This window comes from Ancylobacter gelatini (assembly GCF_022601675.1).
GTDB classification, from domain to species: Bacteria; Pseudomonadota; Alphaproteobacteria; order Rhizobiales; family Xanthobacteraceae; genus Ancylobacter; species Ancylobacter gelatini.
In genome coordinates, this window is the sequence record NZ_JAKVIL010000012.1 from 150058 (window position 1) to 171791 (window position 21734).

The following is a 21734-nucleotide window of genomic DNA, read 5'->3' on the forward strand; positions in this document are numbered from 1 at the left end:
CGAGGCCGCTAGCGGGATCGCCCGGTGGTCGGGAGTGACCCAGGCGCCCCGGCCCCGCTTTCCGACCGTAATAACGGCGGAAGGCGGGGTGCGAGGCACGCTCGGCCCGCCTATTCGGCGGCCTGGAGCCCGCGGGCCTTTTCCATCTCGCGCAGCGCCCGCTGATATTCGACGGGCATCACCTTCACGAACTTGCTGCGATAATCGGCCCAGTTGTCGAGGATCATCTGGGCGCGCTTCGAGCCGGTATAGTGCAGGTGCTTGGCGATGAGCTGGTGCAGGCGCTCCTCGTCGCCATGGCCCATATCGGCCATGATGTCGATGCGGCCCTTGAACTCCAGGTCGCCGCCATGGTGATGAAGGCGCTCCAGCAGGTCCTCTTCCTCTTCCACCGGCTCGAGATCGACCATGGAAAGGTTGCACCGGTTCTTGAACGAGCGGTCTTCGTCCAGCACATAGGCGACGCCGCCGGACATGCCGGCCGCGAAGTTGCGCCCGGTCTGGCCGATGACGACCACCACACCGCCGGTCATGTACTCGCAGCCATGATCACCGGTGCCCTCGACCACCGCGATGGCGCCCGAGTTACGCACCGCGAAGCGCTCGCCGGCGACGCCGTGGAAGTAGCACTCGCCGGCGGTGGCGCCGTAAAGCACGGTGTTGCCGACGATGATCGAATTCTCCGGCACGATGAGCGCGTTGTCCGGCGGCCGGACGACAATGCGCCCGCCCGAGAGCCCCTTGCCCACATAGTCATTGGCCTCGCCCACCAGGGTCATCGAAATGCCGGCGGCCAGGAACGCGCCGAAGGCCTGACCGGCGGTGCCGGTGAGGTGGATGTCGATCGTGTCGTCCGGCAGGCCGGTCTCGCCATAACGCTTGGCGACCTCGCCCGAGAGCATGGCGCCCGCGGAGCGATCGATGCTCTTGATCGGGGTGTGGATCACCACCTTTTCGCCGGCGATCAGCGCGTCCTGCGCCTCGGCGATCAGCTTGCGGTCCAGCACCTTGTGGATCGGGTGGTTCTGGCGCTCGACATGACGCACCGCCACGTCCGGCCCCAGCTCCGGCTTGGCGAAGATGCGCGAGAAGTCGAGCCCCTTGGCCTTCCAGTGCTCCAGGGCTTCGCGCTTGTCGAGCCACTGCGACTGTCCGATCAGGTCGATGAAGTTGGCGATGCCCATCGAGGCCATGATCTCGCGCACTTCCTCCGCGACGAAGAAGAAGTAGTTGATCACATGCTCCGGCGTGCCCTTGAAGCGCTTGCGCAGCACGGGATCCTGCGTCGCCACGCCCACCGGGCAGGTGTTGAGGTGGCACTTGCGCATCATGATGCAGCCGGCCGCGATCAGCGGTGCGGTGGAGAAGGCGAAGTCGTCCGCCCCCAGCAGCGCGCCGATCACCACGTCACGTCCGGTGCGCAGGCCGCCGTCGACCTGAAGGGCGATGCGCCCGCGCAGATTGTTCAGCACCAGCGTCTGGTGCGCTTCCGCGAGGCCGATCTCCCAGGGGGAGCCGGCATGCTTGAGCGCGGTGAGCGGGGATGCGCCGGTGCCGCCCTCAAAGCCGGAAATGGTGATGTGGTCGGCGCGTGCCTTGGCGACGCCGGCGGCAACGGTGCCGACGCCGACTTCCGAGACCAGCTTCACCGAGACATCGGCTTCCGGGTTGACGTTCTTCACGTCGTAGATCAGCTGCGCCAGATCCTCGATCGAGTAGATGTCATGATGCGGCGGCGGCGAGATGAGGCCGACGCCCGGCGTGGAATGGCGCACCTTGGCGATGACGGCATCCACCTTGTGGCCGGGCAACTGGCCGCCTTCGCCGGGCTTGGCACCCTGCGCCATCTTCAGCTGGATCATGTCGGCATTGACGAGATAGTCCGCCGTCACGCCGAAACGGCCCGAGGCGACCTGCTTGATCGCCGAGCGCATGCTGTCGCCATTCGGCAGCGGCTTGAAACGCGAGGCCTCCTCGCCGCCTTCGCCGGTGTTCGACTTGCCGCCGATCCGGTTCATCGCGATGGCGAGCGTGGTGTGCGCCTCGCGCGAGATCGAGCCGAACGACATGGCGCCCGTGACGAAACGCTTCACGATGTTCGCCGCCGGCTCGACCTGATCGAGCGGGATCGCCGCACGGCCTTCCTCTTCCGCGCCCTTGATACGGAACAGCGAGCGGATATTGAGCGTCTTCGAGCCGGTCTCGTTCACCAGCTTGGCGAAATGCCGGTACTTGTCCTGCGCGTTGCCGCGCACGGCATGCTGCAGCACTGCGACCGTTTCCGGATCCCAGGCATGCTCCTCGCCGCGCAGCCGGTAGGCGTACTCGCCGCCGACATCCAGCGCGGTGCGGTACACCGGCGCGTCGCCGAACGCGTCGCGATGGCGCATCACCGTTTCCTCGGCGACTTCGGCGAGGCCGATGCCGCCAATGGTCGAGGCAGTGCCGGAGAAGTACTTCTCTACCACCTCGGTCGACAGGCCGACCGCGTCGAAGATCTGCGCACCGCAATAGGACTGGTAGGTCGAGATGCCCATCTTGGACATGACCTTGAGCAGGCCCTTGTCGATCGACTTGATGAAGCGCTTGACGATCTCGTACTCGTCGACCTCCTCCGGGATGTCGACGCGCATGTCGATCATGGTGTCGAAGGCGAGATAGGGGTTGATCGCCTCGGCGCCATAGCCGGCCAGACACGCGAAATGATGCACCTCGCGCGCCTCACCGGTTTCCACGACGAGACCGGCGGCGGTGCGCAGGCCCTTGCGGATCAGGTGATGGTGCACGGCCGCGGTCGCGAGCAGCGAGGGAATGGCGATGCGGTCCGGCCCGACCAGACGATCGGACAGGATGATGATGTTGTAGCCGCCATGCACCGCCGCCTCGGCGCGCTCGCACAGCCGCTCGACGGCATCCTCCATGCCCGCCGCGCCCTTGTCGGACGGATAGGTCATGTCGAGCGTGCGGGTGTCGAAGCGCTCTTCCATGAAGCCGATGGAGCGGATCTTCTCCAGGTCGGCATTGGTCAGGATCGGCTGGCGCACCTCAAGACGCTTGCGGCGGGCATTGCCTTCGAGGTCGAAGATGTTCGGCCGCGGCCCGATGAACGAGACGAGGCTCATCACCAGTTCCTCGCGGATCGGGTCGATCGGCGGGTTGGTGACCTGCGCGAAGTTCTGCTTGAAATAGGTGAACAGCGACTTCGACTTCTTCGACAGCGGCGAGATCGGCGTGTCGGTGCCCATGGAGCCGACCGCCTCCTGCCCGGTGGTCGCCATCGGCGCCATCAGCAGCTTGACGTCTTCCTGGGTGTAGCCGAAGGCCTGCTGACGATCGAGCAGCGACACGTCGGTGCGCACCTCCCGCGCCTCCACGGAGCGCAGCTCCTCCAGCACGAGCTGGGTGCGCTTCAGCCATTCCTTATAGGGATGCGCGCGGGCAAGCGTGGTCTTCACCTCCTCGTCCGGGACGAGGCGGCCCTCAACCATGTCGACCACCAGCATGCGGCCCGGCTGCAGGCGCCACTTGGTGACGATCTGCTCTTCGGGGAAGGTGAGCACGCCCATTTCCGAGGCGAGCACGATGCGATCGTCGGTGGTGACGAGATAACGCGCCGGCCGCAGGCCGTTGCGGTCCAGCATGGCGACGATCTGGCGGCCATCGGTGGCGACGATGGCGGCGGGGCCGTCCCACGGCTCCATCATCGCGGCGTGGTATTCGTAGAAGGCGCGGCGCTCCTCGTCCATCAGCGGGTTGCCGGCCCAGGCTTCGGGCACCAGCATCATTGCGGCATGAGGCAGCTCGTAGCCGCCCTGGATCAGGAATTCGAGCGCGTTGTCGAAGCACGCCGTGTCGGACTGGCCCTCATAGGAGATCGGCCAGAGCTTGGAGATGTCGTTGCCGAACAGCTCGCTGTCGACGGAAGCCTGGCGGGCCGCCATCCAGTTCACATTGCCACGCAGCGTGTTGATTTCGCCGTTATGCGCGACCATCCGGTAGGGATGGGCGAGCGACCAGGCCGGGAAGGTGTTGGTCGAGAAGCGCTGGTGAACCAGCGCGATCGCGCTCTCGAAATCCTCATCGTGGAAGTCGGCATAATAGGTGCCGAGCTGATCGGCGTTGAACATGCCCTTGTAGACGAGGGTGCGGCAGGACAGCGACACCGGGTAATAACCGGCGGTGCGCGGGTCCTTGGCGCCGTAGATGATGTTGGAGATGACCTTGCGCAGGATGAACAGCCGGCGCTCGAAAGCGTCCTCGTCCGGCGTGGCTTCGCCGCGCCCGATGAAAATCTGGGCATGATGCGGCTCAGTCGGCAGCACGGTGTGGCCGAGATGCGAGTTGTCGGTCGGCACGTCGCGCCAGCCGAGGATCACCTGGCCCTCCTCGGCGACCACGCGCTCGACGGTCTCGCGGATGAGCTGCTGGCCCTCCTCGCTGCGCGGCATGAAGAAATGGCCGACCGCGTAGTGGCCGGGCTCCGGCAGGGCGAAGCCGAGCTTGGCGGCTTCCTTGGCGAAGAAGCGGTGCGGGATCTGCACCAGCATACCAGCGCCGTCGCCGGCGCGCGGGTCCGCGCCCACCGCGCCACGATGTTCGAGATTCAGCAGGATCTGCAGGCCGTCCTGCACGATCTTGTGCGACTTGCGGCCCTTGATGTCCGCGACGAAGCCGACACCGCACGAATCCTTCTCGTTGCGCGGGTCGTACAGGCCGACGGCACCCGGCAGGCCCGGGTCGATGACGGTGGGGGCTTTGCCGGCGGCGCGGTCCGTCGCGGCAGCGAAGGTCGCACTCCCGTCGAGTTCACGCGCGGCGTGGCCGCCAAATTCCTCACTCATCCCCGTCTCTCCCTTAAAGTCGCTTCGTCCGCGCATGCCGGAGCCTTGTCGGCTCCGCGGAAGCTCCCTTCCGCAGAACATGCACGCCCTTACCGCAGACGCTAGCATCGACCATGCCAATGCCGGCGCCGGCATATGTGATATAGGACAGCAAGGCTTCCCTATCAACCGCGAAGATGCCAGAATTGGCGTCTGCGTACAAGCGCCGCATGCAGGGCATGGCGTCGCTGTTTTTCGCGCTTGTTGCGAGGGAAGGGGTCTTGCGCGAAAGGAAATGTATTCCGCCCGACACATCGGCGCAACGCCATTGCCCGATGACCTCCCGCCATCCGCCTCGGCAACGGCGTGTCGCGAGGTCCCCGGCGGTCTCGCCCGCGCCGTATTCCCACGGTGGAGTAGCGAGTGGAAAAGGGTTCCCTAGGGGAGGCGTCCATATGTCCAGATCGCAGAGGCCGGGATCGCCGGCTCAGGCGCGCGGCACGATACGGCTGCTCGCGCCCCTCGCGGTGGTGCTGGGATGGGCCGGGGCGGAGCCGGCGCAGGCGCAATATTATGACGGCCCCTATTATGACGGACCGCCGCGCTATGTGGAGCGCTATTACGGCCCGCCTCCCGGCGCCTATTATCCACCCCCGCCCGTTTATCGGGGCGCGCCGTCCATGCCGCGCGAGGATGTGCGGCCCATGCTGCAATCCATGGGCATGACAGCGGTGGGACGCGCTCGTGTGGACGGCAATTATTACGTGGTGGAGGCCACCGACCCCGCCGGCATTCGCCAGCGGGTACGGATCGAGCGCTTCAGCGGCCGCATCGTCGCCATGCGCCCGCTCGCTCCGGCGCCAAAGGTCGGGCGGCAAAATCCCTTGCCCCCGCCCGTGCTGCCGCCGGTAAAGCCGCCGCCGCCCGGCGAGGAGCAGGCGGCCGTCCCACCCGAGTCGGGCCCGGTTCCCTCGTCCGAGCCTCAAGCTGCCACGCCCCAAACTGCCACGCCCCAAGCTGCCGCGCTCCCGGCCGCAGCTTCCCCGGCTCCGAGCGGCGTCTCCGGACAGAAGGCGACCCCGGATGCCGCAACGTCCAAAGCCGCGCAGCCCGCCGTGGCTGCACCCGTGACGGGCGCGGTGCGCGTGATTCCCGGCGTGGCGGTGCCGCCCGGGACCGCCCCCACCAATGCGGCCGCCAAGCCAGACCCGGCGGTACCCGCGCCTCCTGCCGGGGAAAGCACAGCGGGAAGCGGCAATGACGCGACCTCGGCGGGCACGGCGTCGGTTCCCTCGACCGCCGGCACAGCTACCCCGACCATTCCGGCGACGGATTGATCCTCGGGACGCGAGCTGCCCGACACGAAAAAAGGCGCCCCGGAAGGGGCGCCTTCTATCTGGCCTCATGCCATTCCCGGCGAGGCGTGGGGGTGTGCCCCATATGCTCAGGCGGCCTTGGCCTCAATGACCTTGCCGCTGGACGAACCCACCGCGATCGGAATCGACCGGGGCTTCAGCACCTCGGGGATTTCACGGTGCAGCTCGACATGGAGCAGGCCATTCTCAAGGCGGGCACCGCGTACCTCGACGTGGTCGGCGAGCTGGAAGCGGCGCTCGAAGGCGCGCGCGGCGATGCCCTGATAGAGCACATCGGCGGGCTTGGCCGACGCATCGACCTTGCGTTCACCGCGGATGGAGAGCGTGTTCTCCTTCACCTCGATGTCGAGGTCCTGATCAGTGAAGCCGGCCACGGCCACGGTGATTCGGTAGGCGTTCTCACCGGTCCGCTCGATGTTGTAGGGCGGATAAGTGGTGCCGGTGTCCACGCCGCCGGCCTGGTCGAGCAGCGAGAACATGCGGTCGAAACCGACGGTGGAACGATAAAGCGGCGAAAGATCGAAGGTGCGCATAACATATCCTCCTGTGAAGCGACATGCGACTGGCGGGCGCTCTCACATGAGCCGCGCCCTGATTTGCGTACCGCCATCTGGCCGGTACAGGATTGAGATAGGAAGGCTCCTTGCCGCCGCAAGGGGGTGACGGGCGCCGCAAACATGAACGGGAGATGAACGGCGGACTCAAAGCGCATTCAGCGCCAGTCCCCCACACTTGCGCGATCACGGGGGTAGCCGGTTCTAGGTCGCCCGGGAAAGGGAACGGACGGTGTTGCTGCGTGCCTTGGCGTTGGCGTTGATGCTTCCGCCGCTGCTGGTTTCCGGCGGCGCGCCGGTTTACGCCCAGTCGATTGGCCCGGCGGGCGGGGTGTGGAGCGGGCCGGCCGGCGCACCCGCGCCCGGTCCCTACGCCCCCTATGAGCAGCCACCCGCCCGGCGCGGCGGTGACCGAATGGACGGCGATGCGGCGGCGCAAATGCTGCGCGCGCGCGGCTTTTCCAATATCAAGGTGCTGCGCCAGCGCGGCGCCACCATCCTGCTGGAAGCCAACGGCCCGCGTGGCGAGCGGGTTCAGGTCGTGGTCGACAGCGCTTCGGGAGCGATCAGCGGCATGAAGGTGATCGGCTTCGGCGACAAGCGCTATTAAAGCCCGCCCGCTGCCCGAACTCGCCGCCCGGCGAGACCTTGCGTCGCCGCGTGCTCTCTTGTGGTGCGGTCCGGCTCCGTTGTACTCACGCGGACCTGCCGTCCTTCTCGTCCGTCCTCCCGATCCGCCGGATTGCTCGCGCTCGCCATGCTGCTGTTCAGTACGAAAGACAATCCGGTGCCCGAGGGCGCGGTGTGCGGCGGGTTCCACGCGCCGGACGGGGTGCTCCTGCGTTTCGCGCGCTGGCGGCCGGCCGGCGCGTGCCGGGGCACGGTCTGCGTGTTTCCCGGCCGCACCGAGAAAATCGAGAAATATTTCGAGACGGTCGAGGACCTGCGCCGGCGCGGCTTTGCCGTCGCGGTGCTGGACTGGCGGGGGCAGGGCGGTTCGCAGCGCCTGCTGAAGAACCCCATGAAGGGGCATGTGCGTGACTTCGCCGACTACCAGCTCGACCTGCAGAGTTTCGTGCGGGAAGTGGTGATGCCGGACTGCCCGCCGCCCTATTTCGGGCTCGCCCATTCCATGGGCGCGGCGATCCTGCTCGACGCGGCGCGCGAGGGCCATCGCTGGTTCGACCGCATGTTCCTTGTGGCGCCGATGCTGGACCTCTCGCTGCTCAAGCACGATGTCGCCGCCCGCCGCACCGCCCGTGCGCTGAGCGGGATCGGGCTTTCGGATTTCTACGTGCCGCGCGGCAAGCGAATCCGCACCAGCGAGATCCATTTCGACGGCAATCGCCTGACCTCCGATCCCAAGCGCTTCGCGCGCAACCTCACCATCACCATGGAGCACCCCCAGCTCGATGTCGGCCCGCCGACCATCGGCTGGATCAAGGCGGCCTTCGACCTGATGGACCGGCTCACCGACCCGGCCACCGCGCAGGTGATCCGCCAGCCGCTGCTGATGGTGGCGGGCGGGGCGGACGCGATCGTCTCGACGCCCGCGATCGAGCATCTCGGCTCCCGGCTGATCGCCGGCGCGCATCTGGTGATTCCCGGCGCACGGCACGAGATCCTTCAGGAGCGGGACCTGTTTCGCGAGCCGCTGCTGGCGGCGTTCGACGCCTTCATTCCCGGCAGCGCGGTACGGTAGGCCGGCGCGGCTCAGGCGCCGCGCGCGAGCGTCTCCAGCGCCTGCTCGTGGACGCGCCGGTCTCCTGAAGCCACCACGCGTCCGCCATGCCGGGCCGGGCCGCCTTCCCAGTCGGTAACGATGCCGCCCGCGCCCTCGATGATCGGGATCAGCGGCACGATGTCGTGGTCCTTGAGATTGGTCTCGATCACCAGATCGACATGACCGGCGGCGAGCATGCAATAGGCGTAGCAATCGCCGCCATAGCGGGCGAGCTGGACCTTCTCCTCGACCACACCATAAAGCGCGCGGTCCTCAAGGTTCATCAGGCGCGGGCTGGTGGTGAGCATCAGCGCCGCATCGAGGCCGGTGCAGTCGCGCACGCCGAGCCGCCGCTCGCCGGCCGGGCCGCGATAACGGGCGGTGGCGCCGTCGCCATAGAAGCGCTCGCCGATGAAGGGCTGGTGCATCATGCCATAGGCCGGCTCGCCATTGCGGCACAACCCGATCAGCGTGCCCCAGGCGGGCAGGCCGGCGATGAAGGATTTGGTGCCGTCGATCGGATCGAGCACCCAGACATATTCGGAATCGAGCCGTTCGTCGGCGAATTCCTCGCCGCGAATGCCGTGGGTGGGAAAGGCGCGCTGGATCAGGGCACGCATCGCCTGCTCGGCGGCGCGGTCGGCGGCGGTGACCGGGTCGAAGGCGATGCCCCGGCTCTTGTCCTCCACCCCCAGCGCCGTGCGGAAAAACGGCAGGATCGCCTGGCCGGAGACAGTCGCGAGTTCCTGCACGAAACCTTCGAAATCGACCGCGCTCATGTCCCGCTCCGTTGGCCGCCCGCTGGCTCCTGCCCTCAGGTGCATTCTACGCCCTCAATAGACATAGCCGTCGGGAACGGCAATCGCGGAACCGGGACGATGGCGTGGGGCGCTGGCGTCAGCGGCGCCGGCACCCGAAAGCCGCGTCTGAGGTGCGCCTCTCGGATTCTGCTGCCCCGCATCAGGCGCATGGCTGCTATTCCGGCAAGGTCACACATTAGGCAGCACTTCAGCTTGCTATCTGGAAGCGAAGCTGCCATATTATTGCAGCGCGGTAAGGCGATTGGCGTCGCTCTACCGCCGCCCTTCTTGGGCGTTTCCTCCCTAGACTTGGGCCGCTCCGGCAACGTGAGCGGCCTCTTTCTTTTTATAACCCCTTCATTCTCAACGGATTTTCCCCAGCACCCTGTTGGTCGCGGGCGTGTTCGCCGTTGAGCGTTCGCTGCGGTCGGTCTTGCGATCCGTCCCTCATCGCCCGGGTCGGTCGGGGTTGGTCCAAGGCGCGTCAGAGGCGCGTTTGCGCATATTCGCGCGTTGCGAGGCGTGGGTAAGTTTCGTTTCTTTCGTTTTGGCTCTTGCGGCTTGTGCGATGCACGGGCATATTATTGCGGTGCGGCAACGTGATTGGCGTCGCGTTGCCGCTGCCCTCCTTGGGCGTTTCCTCCCTAGACTTGGGCCGCCCATTTTTATGGTGCGGCCTTTTTTCTTTTGGGCATCCGCTGGAGGTTCGACCCCGCCTGGTCCCGCGCGACGGGAGCTGGGAGTCGGTATGTGCTGAGAGGGAAGGCGTAGCGCCGAGCCCGATGGTCGCGCTACGCACCCAGTGCGGTTATTGCGCGGGTATCAGAGTAGCGTTAAGCGACATTAAAGCCACAGTCCCGTATCTGTTGTATCTGGTATGCCAGAAAATGCCGGTGGGTGCCTTGATTATTCCGCAATGCACTCACATCTTGTAACGGTACGGCAGCGATTGGCGTCGCTCCGTACAGCCCTCCTTGGGCGTTTCCTCCCTAGACTTGGGCCGCTCCCCTTACGGTGGGCGGCCTCTTTCTTTTGTGCCGCCTGTTTTAGCCGGCTCGCCTGTCGCCGCGGTTGCAACCGCTTTTTGCTGACGGCGTCCGTCACATGTGCTGGCACCCAAGAGGGCGGCTCGATTTCCAGGTCGCAGCTCCCCTCCGCTTGCATCGCGGCTTTAGCCCCGGCTGAAGGTGGGGGAGGAGCGCCCGGAACCGAGCGTGCAGAATTGGTATATCTCTCATTCCTAAAATGCAAGGCTGTTATGCGACGAATTGCATCAATCGATCAAATTTTTGTAAGAAACCAACTAACGTATTGATAAATAAATATTATTCGGCGGCCGCCCGTGCGGGCGCCAGCTCCAGATGCGGGATTTTGGCCAGCGCGGCGGCCACGTCCAGCAGGTCGACACGCAATGTCGCGAAGTGGTCCGAGGCCAGATAGGTCTGCTCGTTCATATAAAGCGCGCGGTTGATCTCGATCTGGATGGCATGGATTCCGGAGGCCGGATTGCCGTAATGCTCGGTGATGAAGCCGCCGGCATAGGGCTTGTTGCGGGTGACCGAATAGCCGCGCCGACGCAGCTCGACCTCCAGCACGTCCGGGATCACCGGCGCGCAGCTCGTGCCGTAGCGGTCGCCGATCACCATGTCGATACGCGAGCGCGGGTCGCGCTGGCCGCTGGACGGCATGGAATGGCAATCCACCAGTACTCCGATGCCGAAAGAGCGCTGCATCTGCACCATCAGGCGCCGCAGGGTCCGGTGATAGGGCTTGTAATAGGTTTCGATCCGGGTGATGGCCTCGTCGACCGGGATACGCCGGCCATAGATTTCCTGCGCGTCGCCGACGATGCGCGCGACGGTACCGAGGCCGCCCGACACCCGCATGGAGCGCGTATTCGCATAAGCCGGGAGGCGGCCCTCGAACATACGCGGGTCAAGCTCGTAAGGCTCGCGGTTCACGTCGAGATAGCAGCGCGGGAAATGCGCGCGCATGAACGCCATGCCGAGCCCTGTGACGTCGCCGAACAATTCGTCGACGAGACTGTCCTCCGATCGGCGCAGCGCCGGCAGTTCCAGGCGGGCCTGCTCCACGAAGGCGCGCGGATAGACGATCCCGCTATGGGGCGAATTGAACAGGAACGGCGCCTTCAATTCAGCCGGCTCGACCACCTCGAACGCCGGCTCGATCGTCTCCGCTATGACGGCCATCATTCCTACCGCTGAACCCGCTTGCGCGCTTACCCGCCTGTTGTCACATCTCTATCATGAGCCCGGCGGGCACGGAACGCATAAGCGCGGCGCGAAAGCCACATGTTCGTGCATCCTGCGCCAAACCGCCCCGGCATTCACCATGTGCTAACAGCAAATGGGTTAGGCGATAGCCAAGCAAGGGGTGGAACCGCTAATCGGGGACTGTCTCCGGAGTAGCGGTTTTCATCCCGGAGTTTGAGATCAGGGTGCATGGGATGCTGAAGATCCTGCTGGCCGAAGATGACAACGACATGCGTCGTTTCCTCGTCAAGGCGCTCCAGAATGCGGGCTATGACGTCGTTTCCTTCGACAATGGCCGCTCCGCCTATGACCGGCTGCGCGAGGAGCCGTTCGAGCTGCTGCTGACCGATATCGTGATGCCGGAAATGGACGGCATCGAGCTGGCCCGCAAGGCGACCGCGCTCGATCCCGATATCAAGGTGATGTTCATCACCGGCTTTGCAGCGGTCGCGCTGAATGCCGACAACCAGGCGCCCAAGGACGCCAAGGTGCTTTCCAAGCCGTTCCACCTGCGCGATCTCGTCAACGAGGTCGGCAAGATGCTGGCTGCGTGACTTTTTCTCCGGCCTTTCCACAGGCCGTGCATCGCCTGTTCGGAGGTGCTTGCGCAGCGGCGGACGGTTCGATATAGGGAAGCCCCGCTCGACGACTTATCTGCGGAATGGGCGCGTAGCTCAGCGGGAGAGCACCTCGTTGACATCGAGGGGGTCACAGGTTCAATCCCTGTCGCGCCCACCATTCCACCCTTACCGATAGTGATGATCAACCGCCGCTGGGGCTCCCCCGGCGTTGGCGCTCTTGCGCGCGAGCCGGTTGATGTCGCGTCGATCCAGACGCGCGCCCGGCCTACGAATTCCGCAAGGTTCCAAATGGTTTCATGATTCCGTTCGCGGTTGCGGCTCGCGTCGCCGGCCGGGGTCTGTTCGAAAATTGAGACGTTTTGGAAATCGGGCGTTATGAAAATTGCGGCTCAGGAAACCAAATCACGCGTGCGTCGTTGTTCTGCCAGATGAATGTTCACGGGAGGCAGAAATGATCTCGACCAAAACAGGTGTCCCTGCGCTTGTCGTGGGTGTGTTGCTTTCGGTTGCTCTTCCCTCGATTTCCGCTGATGCCGCCTCGGTGCCGGGCGAGCAGCAGCAGCGTCTCGGCAGTGTCGAGAAGCGCGACGTCTGGGAGCGTGACCGCGTGCGTCGCCAGCAGATCCGCCAGAATGCCGGCACGCCGATGTATGAGCCGTTCTTCCACCCGTTCTATCGGGGCAAGAACGCGCCCATCCCCACGCTGAAGCGCGCGGTCGACTGACGCGCACGCCGATCGGGGCGCGCCGGATCAGTTGCAGCCGGAACCGGCTGGCAGCGGCTCCGGCGCGCCCCAGTCGTTCGAGGGCAGGTTGGCGAAGGGCGGGGCGAAGAACTGCCGCACGGTCGAGAACCGCGTGGGCACCTGCGCCGTCGGGCTGTCGTAATCGAGTATCCAGAAGAAATTGAAATTCGAATCCGGCCAGGTCTTCGGCACCTTCGCGCCCTTGATTTCGTCGAGGCGCAGCAATTGCCGCAGCGTTGCCGGCTCGCCGGCGAACTCTTTCTCCAGCGCCTCGCTGGCGATGTGGAAATGCTCCCACACCATCACCACCGTCTTGCCGTGCCAGCGCGGATTCTCCAGCAGGTCGCGGGCGACGCGTTGGTTCACCTTATTGAGCTTGGCGTTGAAATAGCGGGTGTTGCGGATCGGCACATAGCCGATCGCCGGCGCGACCAGCTTCATGTCCCACGCCTTCACGATCGGCCGCGCGGTTTCCACCGTGTGCAGCGTCATCGCGAGAAAAGCGGCGGGCGGATCGTTCCGGATCAGGCTCATCGCGGCGGTCGGGCTGAGATATTGCGCCGCAAGCGCCTGCGCGCGCTCCTTGCCTATGCTGCACAGATGCAGCGGGCCACCCTTCTCGCCATGGCGTACGATGATGATGCGCTTGGGCGCGGCCTGCGCCACTCCCAGCCCCAGCATAGCCAAGGCGAGAGCCGTAATTCCGATACGCAGCACCCCGAACATACACGCCCCCGCGCCCCCTGAGATACCGCCCAGAATGTCTCGCCCGGCCGGCGACGGCAAGGAGCCGGCGGCGGGCGCGATGAACGAACTCGGTCCGGGCGCATTGATACCGTAGCCCTCGACACGATATCAGTCGCTGAAGATCCTTTCCCGCCGGAGTGACCATGTCCCGCAGCCTCGACCCGTTCCGCCTCGTGCCCCGTTCGCCCGCGGCCCACGCCGCCGCGCCCGCCTCGGGCCTCGGCTCCCTGCCGCAATGGGACCTGTCGGACCTGTATCCGGGCCTCGACTCGCCGGAGCTTACGGCGGATCTGCAGAATGCCGCCGCCGAATGCGCGGCCTTCGAGGAGGCCTATAAGGGCCGCTTCGCCGAGATGCTCGACGGCCCGGACGCCGGCGGCCAGATGGCGGTGGTGGTGTCGCGCTACGAGAAGATCGAGGACCTGCTGGGCCGGCTCTATTCCTATGCCGGCCTCGTCTATTCGGGCGATACCACCGACCCGGTTCGCGCCAAGTTCTATGGCGACGTGCAGGAAAAGCTCACCGAGGCCTCGACCCGGCTGCTGTTCTTCACGCTCGAACTCAACCGGCTCGACGACGCCAAGATGGAAGCCGCGCTCGCCGACCCGGCCTTCGGCAAGTATCGCCCCTGGATCGAGGATGTGCGGGCGGAAAAGCCCTATCAGCTCGACGACCGCATCGAGCAGCTTTTCCTCGAGAAGGGCGTGACCAGCCGCAGCGCGTGGAACCGGCTGTTCGACGAGACCATTGCCGGCCTGCGTTTCGAGGTCGAGGGGCAGAGCCTGCCGATGGAGCAGACCCTCAACTATCTGGCGGAGGCGGACGCGGAAAAGCGCAAGGCCGGCGCCGACGCGCTCGCCAAGGTGTTCGGCGATAATCTGCGTCTGTTCACGCTGATCACCAACACGCTGGCCAAGGACAAGGATATTTCCGACCGCTGGCGCGGCTTCCAGGACATTGCGGATAGCCGCCATCTCGCCAATCGCGTCGAGCGCGAGGTGGTCGATGCGCTGGTGTCCTCGGTGCACGCCGCCTATCCGCGCCTCGCCCATCGCTATTACAAGCTCAAGGCCAAGTGGTTCGGCAAGGACAAGCTGGAATATTGGGACCGCAATGCCCCGCTGCCCAAGGTCGAGACCCGCACCATCGGCTGGGACGAGGCGCGCGATACCGTGCTCGGCGCCTATTCCAGCTTTTCCCCGCGTATGGCCGACATCGCCCGCAACTTCTTCGACAAGAGCTGGATCGATGCCGGCGTGCGGCCGGGCAAGGCGACCGGCGCCTTCGCGCACCCCACCGTGCCCTCGGCCCACCCCTATGTGCTGCTCAACTACATGGGCAAGCCGCGCGATGTGATGACGCTCGCCCATGAGCTGGGCCACGGTGTGCATCAGGTGTTGGCGGCGCCGAACGGCGCGCTGATGGCGCCGACGCCGCTGACGCTCGCCGAGACCGCCTCGGTGTTCGGCGAGATGCTGACCTTCCAGCGCCTGCTCGCCGCCGCGCCGGATGCGCGCGCGAGAAAGGCGATGCTGGCCTCGAAGGTCGAGGACATGATCAACACCGTGGTGCGCCAGATCGCCTTCTACACTTTCGAGCGCCGCATCCACACCGAGCGCAAGAATGGCGAGCTGACCGCGGAGAAGATTTGCGAAATCTGGATGGACGTGCAGTCGCAGAGTCTGGGCGACAGCATCCATCTCGGGCCGGGATATGAGGCCTACTGGGTCTATATCGGCCACTTCATCCATTCGCCGTTCTATGTCTATGCCTATGCCTTCGGCGACTGCCTCGTGAACTCGCTCTATGCCGTCTACGAGAACGCCTCGGACGGCTTCGCCGAGCGCTACCTCGCCATGCTGGCGGCCGGCGGCACCAAGCACCACTCGGAGTTGCTGAAGCCGTTCGGCCTCGATGCCCGCGACCCGGTGTTCTGGCAGACCGGCCTCAACCTGATCGAGCGCATGATCGCCGAGCTTGAGGCGATGGAGGAGTGACGGGCGCGCGCCCGTTCCTTTTGTGCTAGGCCACATCCTGCCGGCTGCCGGGTCGGCGGGATTTAGCAATCTCAGATTGCAGGATCGTGTCCATATACTACCATCGTCGCGGATCGGGAGGCGGCGATGGCGGGATGGGTGCGGCGTTTCTGGCATGAGGTGTCGGGTCTGTGGCGGGGCGAGCCGCCCCCGGCGCTGCCGGACGATCCCGAGCATCCGACCTTCACCTTCACCTATGCGCGCGTGGTGCAGGTCGAACTGAAGGAAATCATGCGGCGGCGGCGCTTGCGCGATCCGGCCGATCTCCCGGCCGCCAGCGACGACAATGTCGATCTTCTTGGCCTCGCGCTCTCCGGCGGGGGCATACGTTCGGCGGCGGTGTGCCTTGGTGTGGTGCAGGCCCTCGATTCGCTGCGCCAGCTCACGCTCTCGCCGCTCGGCAAGCCGCGTGAAGACCCGCTCCTGCTCGCCAACGCGCCGCGCGGGGCCGACGAGGTCAGCCTGTCGGTCTTCGATCGCTTCGATTATCTTTCTACGGTTTCCGGCGGCGGCTATCTCGGCTGCAGCCTCGCCGCCGCGATGACGGCCGGGCAAACGGGAGCGGAGCCGCTGCCCTTTCCTTTCCGCAGCACCTTCGAGACCGCCGAGCCGCCGGCAGTGCGCCATCTTCGCGACCATTCCAATTATCTGTTTTCGTCGCCCGGCGCGGTTGTCGCGTCGATCGCGATCTATCTGCGCGGCCTGGCGGTCAACCTGTTCCTCACGCTGCCGCCGCTGCTGGGCGCTGCCGCATTGGTGGTCCTGTATGCGCGCTTAGCCGGCTCGAATCTTCTGGTATGGCTCGCCGCGCTGCTGGTTCTGGCGTTGATCCTATGGGGCATCCAGCGCTCGCTGCGCGGCTCGCCGAACGAGATCGGCGGCAGGCTGCTGGGCGTATTCAGCGTCGCCTTAATGGGGGGCGGCGCCATCGCTGTCGTGGCGTTCAGCGCATGGGTCGCGGAGCTTGCGGCGCACAGCCGCTCCGCCGGCTGGGATCTTGCGGTCTTCACCACGGCGCTGGCCCCATTCGCCACACTGTTCGCCTTTCTCGCCCCGCGCATGGTCGCGCTGGTCGAGAAGCTGGCGGGCCGACCGGGGGTGAGCGCGCTACTCGCGCGTTTCACCGGCATCGCGGTGCTGTGGCTGGGAGCCGCGATCCTGCCGCTGCTGCTGTGGCTGGCGGTGGTGCTGCTGGCGGCGTGGGCGCTGCCGCCGGTCTGCCCGGTGTGGAACTGCGCGTCGATCCACCCACCCGGCTGGTGGGCGGCGGCTTATATCGGCGCGGGGCTGGTGATCTTCGGGATCGGGCAGTTGTTCAAGGATAATGCGAACTCCCTGCATCGGCTCTACCGTGACCGCCTAAGCGCGGCGTTTCTGGTCCGTGTCGATGGAGATACCGTCGCGTCGATCGACCGTTTCCAACTGACCGATCGCCCTAAGCCCGGCGAGACGAGTGCCACGATGGCGGCCTCTCCCATCGGGCTTGCCGAGGATGCCTCCCCTTATCTGCTGATCAACACGGCCGTGAACATTCAGGCCTCGCGGGAGATCAACAAGCGCGGGCGCAACGCGGACTTCTTCCTGTTCAGCCGCAATTATGTCGGCAGCGCCGCCACCGGCTATCGGCGGACGGAGGCGATGATGGCCGAGGACCCGGCGCTCGATCTCGGCACCGCCATGGCGGCGTCGGGCGCGGCGTTCTCCTCCAACATGGGCGCCAACAGCCTCGCGCCGCTGACACCGACGCTGGCGTTGCTCAATGCGCGGCTCGGTTACTGGCTGCCCAATCCGATGGGCGCGGCGAAACGCGAAGACATCGCCCGGCTCCGCGACGAACTGACCGTGTGGTCGCGCCTGCTCCGGCGGACCTATTTCATTTCCGAGGCTTTCGGCCTGCTCGATGAGACCGGCCCCAAGGTCTACATTACCGACGGGGGCCATATCGACAATCTCGGCCTGTTCGAACTGCTGCGAAGGCGCTGCCGGCTGATCGTGGTGGTCGATGCCGAATCCGATGCTGACTACCGCTTTTCCTCGCTGGTCGCCCTGCAGAAGCATGCGCGTATCGATCTCGGCGTGCGTATCGATCTGCCGTGGGAGGCGATCGCCCGCGCGTCGAAGTCCTGCGATGCTGGAGGAGCCGCCACGCCCGGCCCGCATGCGGCGATCGGGCGGGTTATGTATCCCGGGCGTCCGACATCGCAGAACCCAGCGGCGAGGCAGGCTTCCGAGGGCATCCTCGTCTACCTCAAATCCTCGCTCACCGGGGACGAGAACGACCTGATCCGCGCCTACAAGGCACGCAACCCCTCTTTCCCGCACCAGACCACAATCGACCAGTTGTTCAGCGAGGAACAGTTCGAGGTCTACCGCGCCCTCGGTTTCCACATGGCGAACCGGCTGTTCTCCGGCAAGGACCGGCTGTTCGTGGCCTCGGCAGGCGAAGGCGAGGGCCATGAGAAGGCGGGGCGCGAGGTCGAGAGCATCGCCGCTGACGATCCGCTGCTGGCGGAGGTGGTCAAGCTGCTGCACCTGCCCGTGGTGCGGCGCCGCTTCTGATTGCCATTGCCCTAAATAAGGGCTTGCCTCGTCGAGGGCAGGCGAGGGACAAACGCGCTTTGATGCCGGATCCCGAAAGCATGCCCGCCGCCACATCCCTCGCGCCGACGCCCTTCGCCCACACGCCGTTCGACGGGACGAAGAAGCCGTTCACCGTCGCTCTCGCCCAGCTCGACCTCAACAACTGGATCGAGCCGGACCGCCATCTCGCCCGTACCCTTGCCGAGCGAGCGGCACTGATCCGCGACAAGCGGGACGTGGTGTTTCGCGAGGAGGCGGGCACCCGTACCGCGCAGCGCGAGGTGCTCGATCTGGTAGTCGCCCATGTGCTGGAGCGCTTCCCGGATCTCTACCGCCTCGACGGGCGACGCCTCAGCGTGCTGCCGGCCGGACTCACCGTCGATCTCGACGACCCCGACGAGGCGCCCCTCGTCCTCGCCGGCCGCATCGTCTCCGACGACCTTCTGATCCTGCGGAAAAGCGAGGCCGGCTACCGGCTGGTCGCGGCCGTGCTGTGCTTTCCCTCCGCCTGGTCGCTGACCGAAAAATTTGGCGCGACGCTGGACGGGCTGCACGCCAATGTGCCGGGCTATCCCGGCAAGATGGCGATGGTCATGAACCGCATCTTCGATCATCTGAAGGTCGAGCAGCCGGTCTGGCGGGTGAACTGGTCGATCTATCCCGACGACACGCTGCATCACCCCGAATCCAAGGAGCGGCCGCGCGACTGGTTCGACGATCCCGCCAATCTCGCGCCGGAAGCCTTCGTCCGCGTCGAACGCCAGACCCTGCGCCGGCTTCCGCAGAGCGGCGACGTGCTGTTCGGCATCCGCGTTCATGTCGATCCGTTCGACGCCTTCCGCCGCCACCCGGAAGGCGGCAGGCTCGCGAACGCGCTGCGCGAGCAGATATTGGAGCTGAACGCCGAGCAGCTCGCCTACAAGGCGCTGACCCAGCATCGCGACGCCATCGTCCGCGCGCTGGAACGCGTCACGCTGGAAGCGGCCGAAGCGAGTGTCTAGTCTCGGCTGAAAAGGGCGAGGGCAGGGGCGCGCGATGGTTTTCTGGTTTCCGCTTTTGAGCTGGCTGGCGGCGCTGGTGCTGGCAGCGCTGTTTGTCTGGCGCGGCCCGCGACCCATCAGCGTTGGCGGGGTGATCGAGCAGTTGCTGCGCTATATTCTGCTGCTGCCGGTCGGGCTGATGGGGCTGTGGGCGTTTCTCGGCCATGTGTTCTTCGCCCAGCAGGCGGCGGCCTCCATCGGCTGGGCGCCGAGCCCGTTCCAGTTCGAGGTCGGCATGGCCAATCTCGGCATCGGGCTCGCGGGCGTGATCGGCGCGTTTATCGGCTCGCCCGGCTTTCGCGCTGCGGTGGCGGTGGTGACGCTGGGCTTCCTCGGCGGCGCCGGCGTCGGCCATGTGGTGCAGATCGCGGAGACCGGGAATGACGCCGCCGGCAATGCCGGGCCGATCCTCTACACCGATTTCCTCACGCCGCTGGTGCTGGTCGGGCTTCTTGTCCTCCAGCGCTTCTTCGGCTTCGCGCGCCGCCTTTTGTGACCGGCGCGGCCTTGCGCTTCTCCGCCTGCCACGACAGTTGAAGGCGAGCGAGGTGCCCGCGTGTCCGATTCCGACCGACCCGATTCCGAAGCCAATCGCCTGACCGCCCGCGCCGCGCGCTATGCCCGCGTCGGCGCGCGCGTCGGCGGCGTCGCCGCCCGTATCGCCGGCACCCGCATGCTGGGACTGGAAGGCCGGCGCGAGGGCAATGCCGCCGCACTGGCCGCCGCGCTGGGCGGGCTCAAGGGGCCGATCATGAAGGTCGCGCAACTCATGGCGACCATTCCCGATGCCCTGCCGCCGGAATATGCCGCCGAGCTGGCCACGCTGCAGAGCCAGGCGCCACCCATGGGTTGGGCCTTCGTCAAGCGCCGCATGATGGCCGAACTCGGCCCGGACTGGATGGCGCGCTTCTCCAGCTTCGAGCGCGAGCCGGCGGCGGCGGCCTCGCTCGGCCAGGTGCATCGCGCCGTGGCGCTGGATGGGGCGGCGCTCGCGGTGAAGCTGCAATATCCCGACATGCAGTCCGCCGTGGAGGCCGACCTCAAGCAGCTCGACCTGGTGTTCGCCTTGCACCGGCGCATGGACCCGGCGATCGACACCACGGAGATCGCGCAGGAGATCGGCGAGCGGGTGCGCGAGGAACTGGATTACCGCCGCGAGGCCGGCCATGCCGCGCTCTATGCGGCCATGCTGGCGGACGAGCCCGGCGTGCGCGTGCCGCGCGTGCGGCCCGAGCTTTCCACTGGCCGGCTGCTGACGCTGGAATGGCTGGAGGGGCGCCGCCTGCTCGACTTCACCGGCGAGCCGCTGGAGGTTCGCAACGCCATCGCCCGCGCCATGTTCGCGGCGTGGTGGCTGCCGTTCAGCCGCTTCGGCGTGATCCATGGCGACCCGCATCTCGGCAATTACACCGTGTTCGAGCAAGGCGGGCAGGCGCGCGGCATCAATCTCCTGGATTATGGCTGCATCCGCATCTTCCCGCCGAGCTTCGTCGGCGGCGTGGTCGACCTTTATGAGGGGATCAAGGCCGGGGACGAGGCCCGCGTGGTCCACGCCTATGAAACCTGGGGCTTCAAGGGCCTGACCCGCGAACTCATCGAGGTACTGAATATCTGGGCCGGTTTCATCTATGGGCCACTGCTGGATGACCGCGTGCGCACCATCGCCGACGGCGTGGCGCCCGGCGAATATGGGCGGCGCGAGGCGTTCCGGGTGCATAAGGCCCTAAAGGAAAAGGGCCCGGTGCGCGTCCCGCGCGAATTCGTCTTCATGGACCGCGCCGCCATCGGCCTTGGCGGCGTGTTCCTGCATCTGGCGGCGGAGCTGAATTTCCACGCGCTGTTCGAGGAGGCGATCGCCGATTTCTCGGTCGAGCGCGTGGCGGCGCGTCAAGGCGCCGCGCTGGCCAAGGCCGGTCTGGGCTAAGCCGCAGGGGCCGCGGCGTTGCCGGGCGGCGCGTCTTCCGTTAAAGCGGTGGGTACCTGGGCATTATCCATAAGAAGGGGGCCGACATGGCTGATCACGGAGCGCCGGAATACGCCACCGCCGCCGGCAACGACTACGCCGCGCATCGGGGGACCTACAGCTTCTTCGTCAAGTCGACGATGGTTGCGACGCTCGCCTTGTGCAGCTTCATGGTCGCCTTCGCCATTGGCGGCGTGAACGGCCACTGGGGCATTTTCACCCTCGGCACGCTGGCGGCGGTCGCGAACACCATCATCGGCCTGAGCTCCGAGACCGGCAAGCCCGGCCTGCAGATCGGCCTCCTCGGCCTGCTGCTGCTCGTCCTCATCGCGACCTCCTGAGATAATCCGATGCGCATTGCTGTACTGCACGAAGACGTTTTGGTTGAGCCCCGGGTTTCGGGTTCGGTTGAGACGGTTAAGCGTTTTGTTGGTCTTGGTTCTGAGGTTGTTGTTGCGTCGGGGGCGGGGTTGGCGTCTGGGGTGTCGGACGCGGA

General features: G+C 66.1%; 16 protein-coding genes and 1 tRNA gene. 12 read left to right on the forward strand and 5 right to left on the reverse strand.

The features are described 5' to 3' along the window. Window positions 1-110 precede the first annotated feature (110 nt). Window positions 111-4841 (reverse strand): glutamate synthase large subunit, encoded by a 4731-nt coding sequence (gltB, locus tag MKI84_RS18640; protein ID WP_241621758.1) that lies wholly within the window; start codon window positions 4839-4841, stop codon window positions 111-113. A 434-nt stretch (window positions 4842-5275) separates the two neighbouring features. Here gltB and MKI84_RS18645 point away from each other — a divergent pair, with 434 nt between their 5' ends. Further along, the gene (locus MKI84_RS18645; protein ID WP_241621759.1) at window positions 5276-6157 is read left to right on the forward strand and encodes a PepSY domain-containing protein; all 882 of its coding nucleotides are present in this window, start codon (window positions 5276-5278) and stop codon (window positions 6155-6157) included. A gap of 107 nt (window positions 6158-6264) precedes the next feature. Here the strand turns inward: MKI84_RS18645 and MKI84_RS18650 are convergent, their stop codons facing one another. Next, entirely contained in the window at window positions 6265-6729 is a 465-nt protein-coding gene (locus MKI84_RS18650; protein ID WP_241621760.1) for an Hsp20 family protein, read from the reverse strand. Between the two features lie 253 nt (window positions 6730-6982). On the opposite strand from MKI84_RS18650, the gene MKI84_RS18655 reads away from it, so the two are divergent. Continuing rightward, a complete protein-coding gene (locus tag MKI84_RS18655) occupies window positions 6983-7360 on the forward strand; it encodes a hypothetical protein (RefSeq protein ID WP_241621761.1) in 378 nt (125 codons plus the stop codon). A gap of 147 nt (window positions 7361-7507) precedes the next feature. Next, complete coding sequence (locus MKI84_RS18660; protein ID WP_241621762.1) at window positions 7508-8452, forward strand: alpha/beta fold hydrolase; 945 nt, start codon at window positions 7508-7510, stop codon at window positions 8450-8452. Between the two features lie 11 nt (window positions 8453-8463). On the opposite strand, the gene hisN is transcribed toward MKI84_RS18660, so the two are convergent. After that, the gene (gene hisN, locus MKI84_RS18665; RefSeq protein WP_241621763.1) at window positions 8464-9252 is read right to left on the reverse strand and encodes a histidinol-phosphatase; all 789 of its coding nucleotides are present in this window, start codon (window positions 9250-9252) and stop codon (window positions 8464-8466) included. Window positions 9253-10598: 1346 nt separating this feature from the next. Then, on the reverse strand, window positions 10599-11486 hold the full coding sequence (locus MKI84_RS18670; RefSeq protein WP_241621764.1) for an N-formylglutamate amidohydrolase: 888 nt from the start codon (window positions 11484-11486) through the stop codon (window positions 10599-10601). Between the two features lie 254 nt (window positions 11487-11740). Here MKI84_RS18670 and cpdR point away from each other — a divergent pair, with 254 nt between their 5' ends. The 3 genes from cpdR (at window position 11741) to MKI84_RS18685 (ending at window position 12851) form a co-directional block, all read left to right on the forward strand. Beyond that, window positions 11741-12100: a cell cycle two-component system response regulator CpdR gene (cpdR, locus tag MKI84_RS18675; protein WP_241621765.1), complete on the forward strand. Its 360-nt coding sequence runs from the start codon at window positions 11741-11743 to the stop codon at window positions 12098-12100. A gap of 109 nt (window positions 12101-12209) precedes the next feature. Then, a tRNA-Val gene (locus MKI84_RS18680) sits at window positions 12210-12284 on the forward strand. Window positions 12285-12578: 294 nt separating this feature from the next. Next, a complete protein-coding gene (locus MKI84_RS18685) occupies window positions 12579-12851 on the forward strand; it encodes a hypothetical protein (RefSeq protein ID WP_241621766.1) in 273 nt (90 codons plus the stop codon). Window positions 12852-12878: 27 nt separating this feature from the next. Here MKI84_RS18685 and MKI84_RS18690 read toward each other — a convergent pair whose 3' ends face one another. Further along, window positions 12879-13553, reverse strand: a complete 675-nt coding sequence (locus MKI84_RS18690) for a histidine phosphatase family protein (protein WP_241621783.1) — start codon at window positions 13551-13553, stop codon at window positions 12879-12881. Window positions 13554-13762: 209 nt separating this feature from the next. On the opposite strand from MKI84_RS18690, the gene MKI84_RS18695 reads away from it, so the two are divergent. The 6 genes from MKI84_RS18695 (at window position 13763) to MKI84_RS18720 (ending at window position 21579) form a co-directional block, all read left to right on the forward strand. After that, window positions 13763-15616 (forward strand): M3 family oligoendopeptidase, encoded by a 1854-nt coding sequence (locus tag MKI84_RS18695; protein WP_241621767.1) that lies wholly within the window; start codon window positions 13763-13765, stop codon window positions 15614-15616. A gap of 126 nt (window positions 15617-15742) precedes the next feature. Continuing rightward, window positions 15743-18214: a patatin-like phospholipase family protein gene (locus tag MKI84_RS18700; RefSeq protein ID WP_241621768.1), complete on the forward strand. Its 2472-nt coding sequence runs from the start codon at window positions 15743-15745 to the stop codon at window positions 18212-18214. A gap of 80 nt (window positions 18215-18294) precedes the next feature. Then, window positions 18295-19236 (forward strand): heme-dependent oxidative N-demethylase family protein, encoded by a 942-nt coding sequence (locus MKI84_RS18705; RefSeq protein ID WP_241621769.1) that lies wholly within the window; start codon window positions 18295-18297, stop codon window positions 19234-19236. Window positions 19237-19270: 34 nt separating this feature from the next. Further along, window positions 19271-19771, forward strand: a complete 501-nt coding sequence (locus tag MKI84_RS18710; RefSeq protein ID WP_241621770.1) for a DUF6790 family protein — start codon at window positions 19271-19273, stop codon at window positions 19769-19771. A gap of 60 nt (window positions 19772-19831) precedes the next feature. Beyond that, window positions 19832-21199, forward strand: coding sequence for an ABC1 kinase family protein (locus MKI84_RS18715; protein WP_241621771.1), 1368 nt, complete (start codon window positions 19832-19834; stop codon window positions 21197-21199). 86 nt (window positions 21200-21285) lie between these two features. Then, window positions 21286-21579 (forward strand): aa3-type cytochrome c oxidase subunit IV, encoded by a 294-nt coding sequence (locus MKI84_RS18720; RefSeq protein ID WP_241621772.1) that lies wholly within the window; start codon window positions 21286-21288, stop codon window positions 21577-21579. Window positions 21580-21734 lie beyond the last annotated feature (155 nt).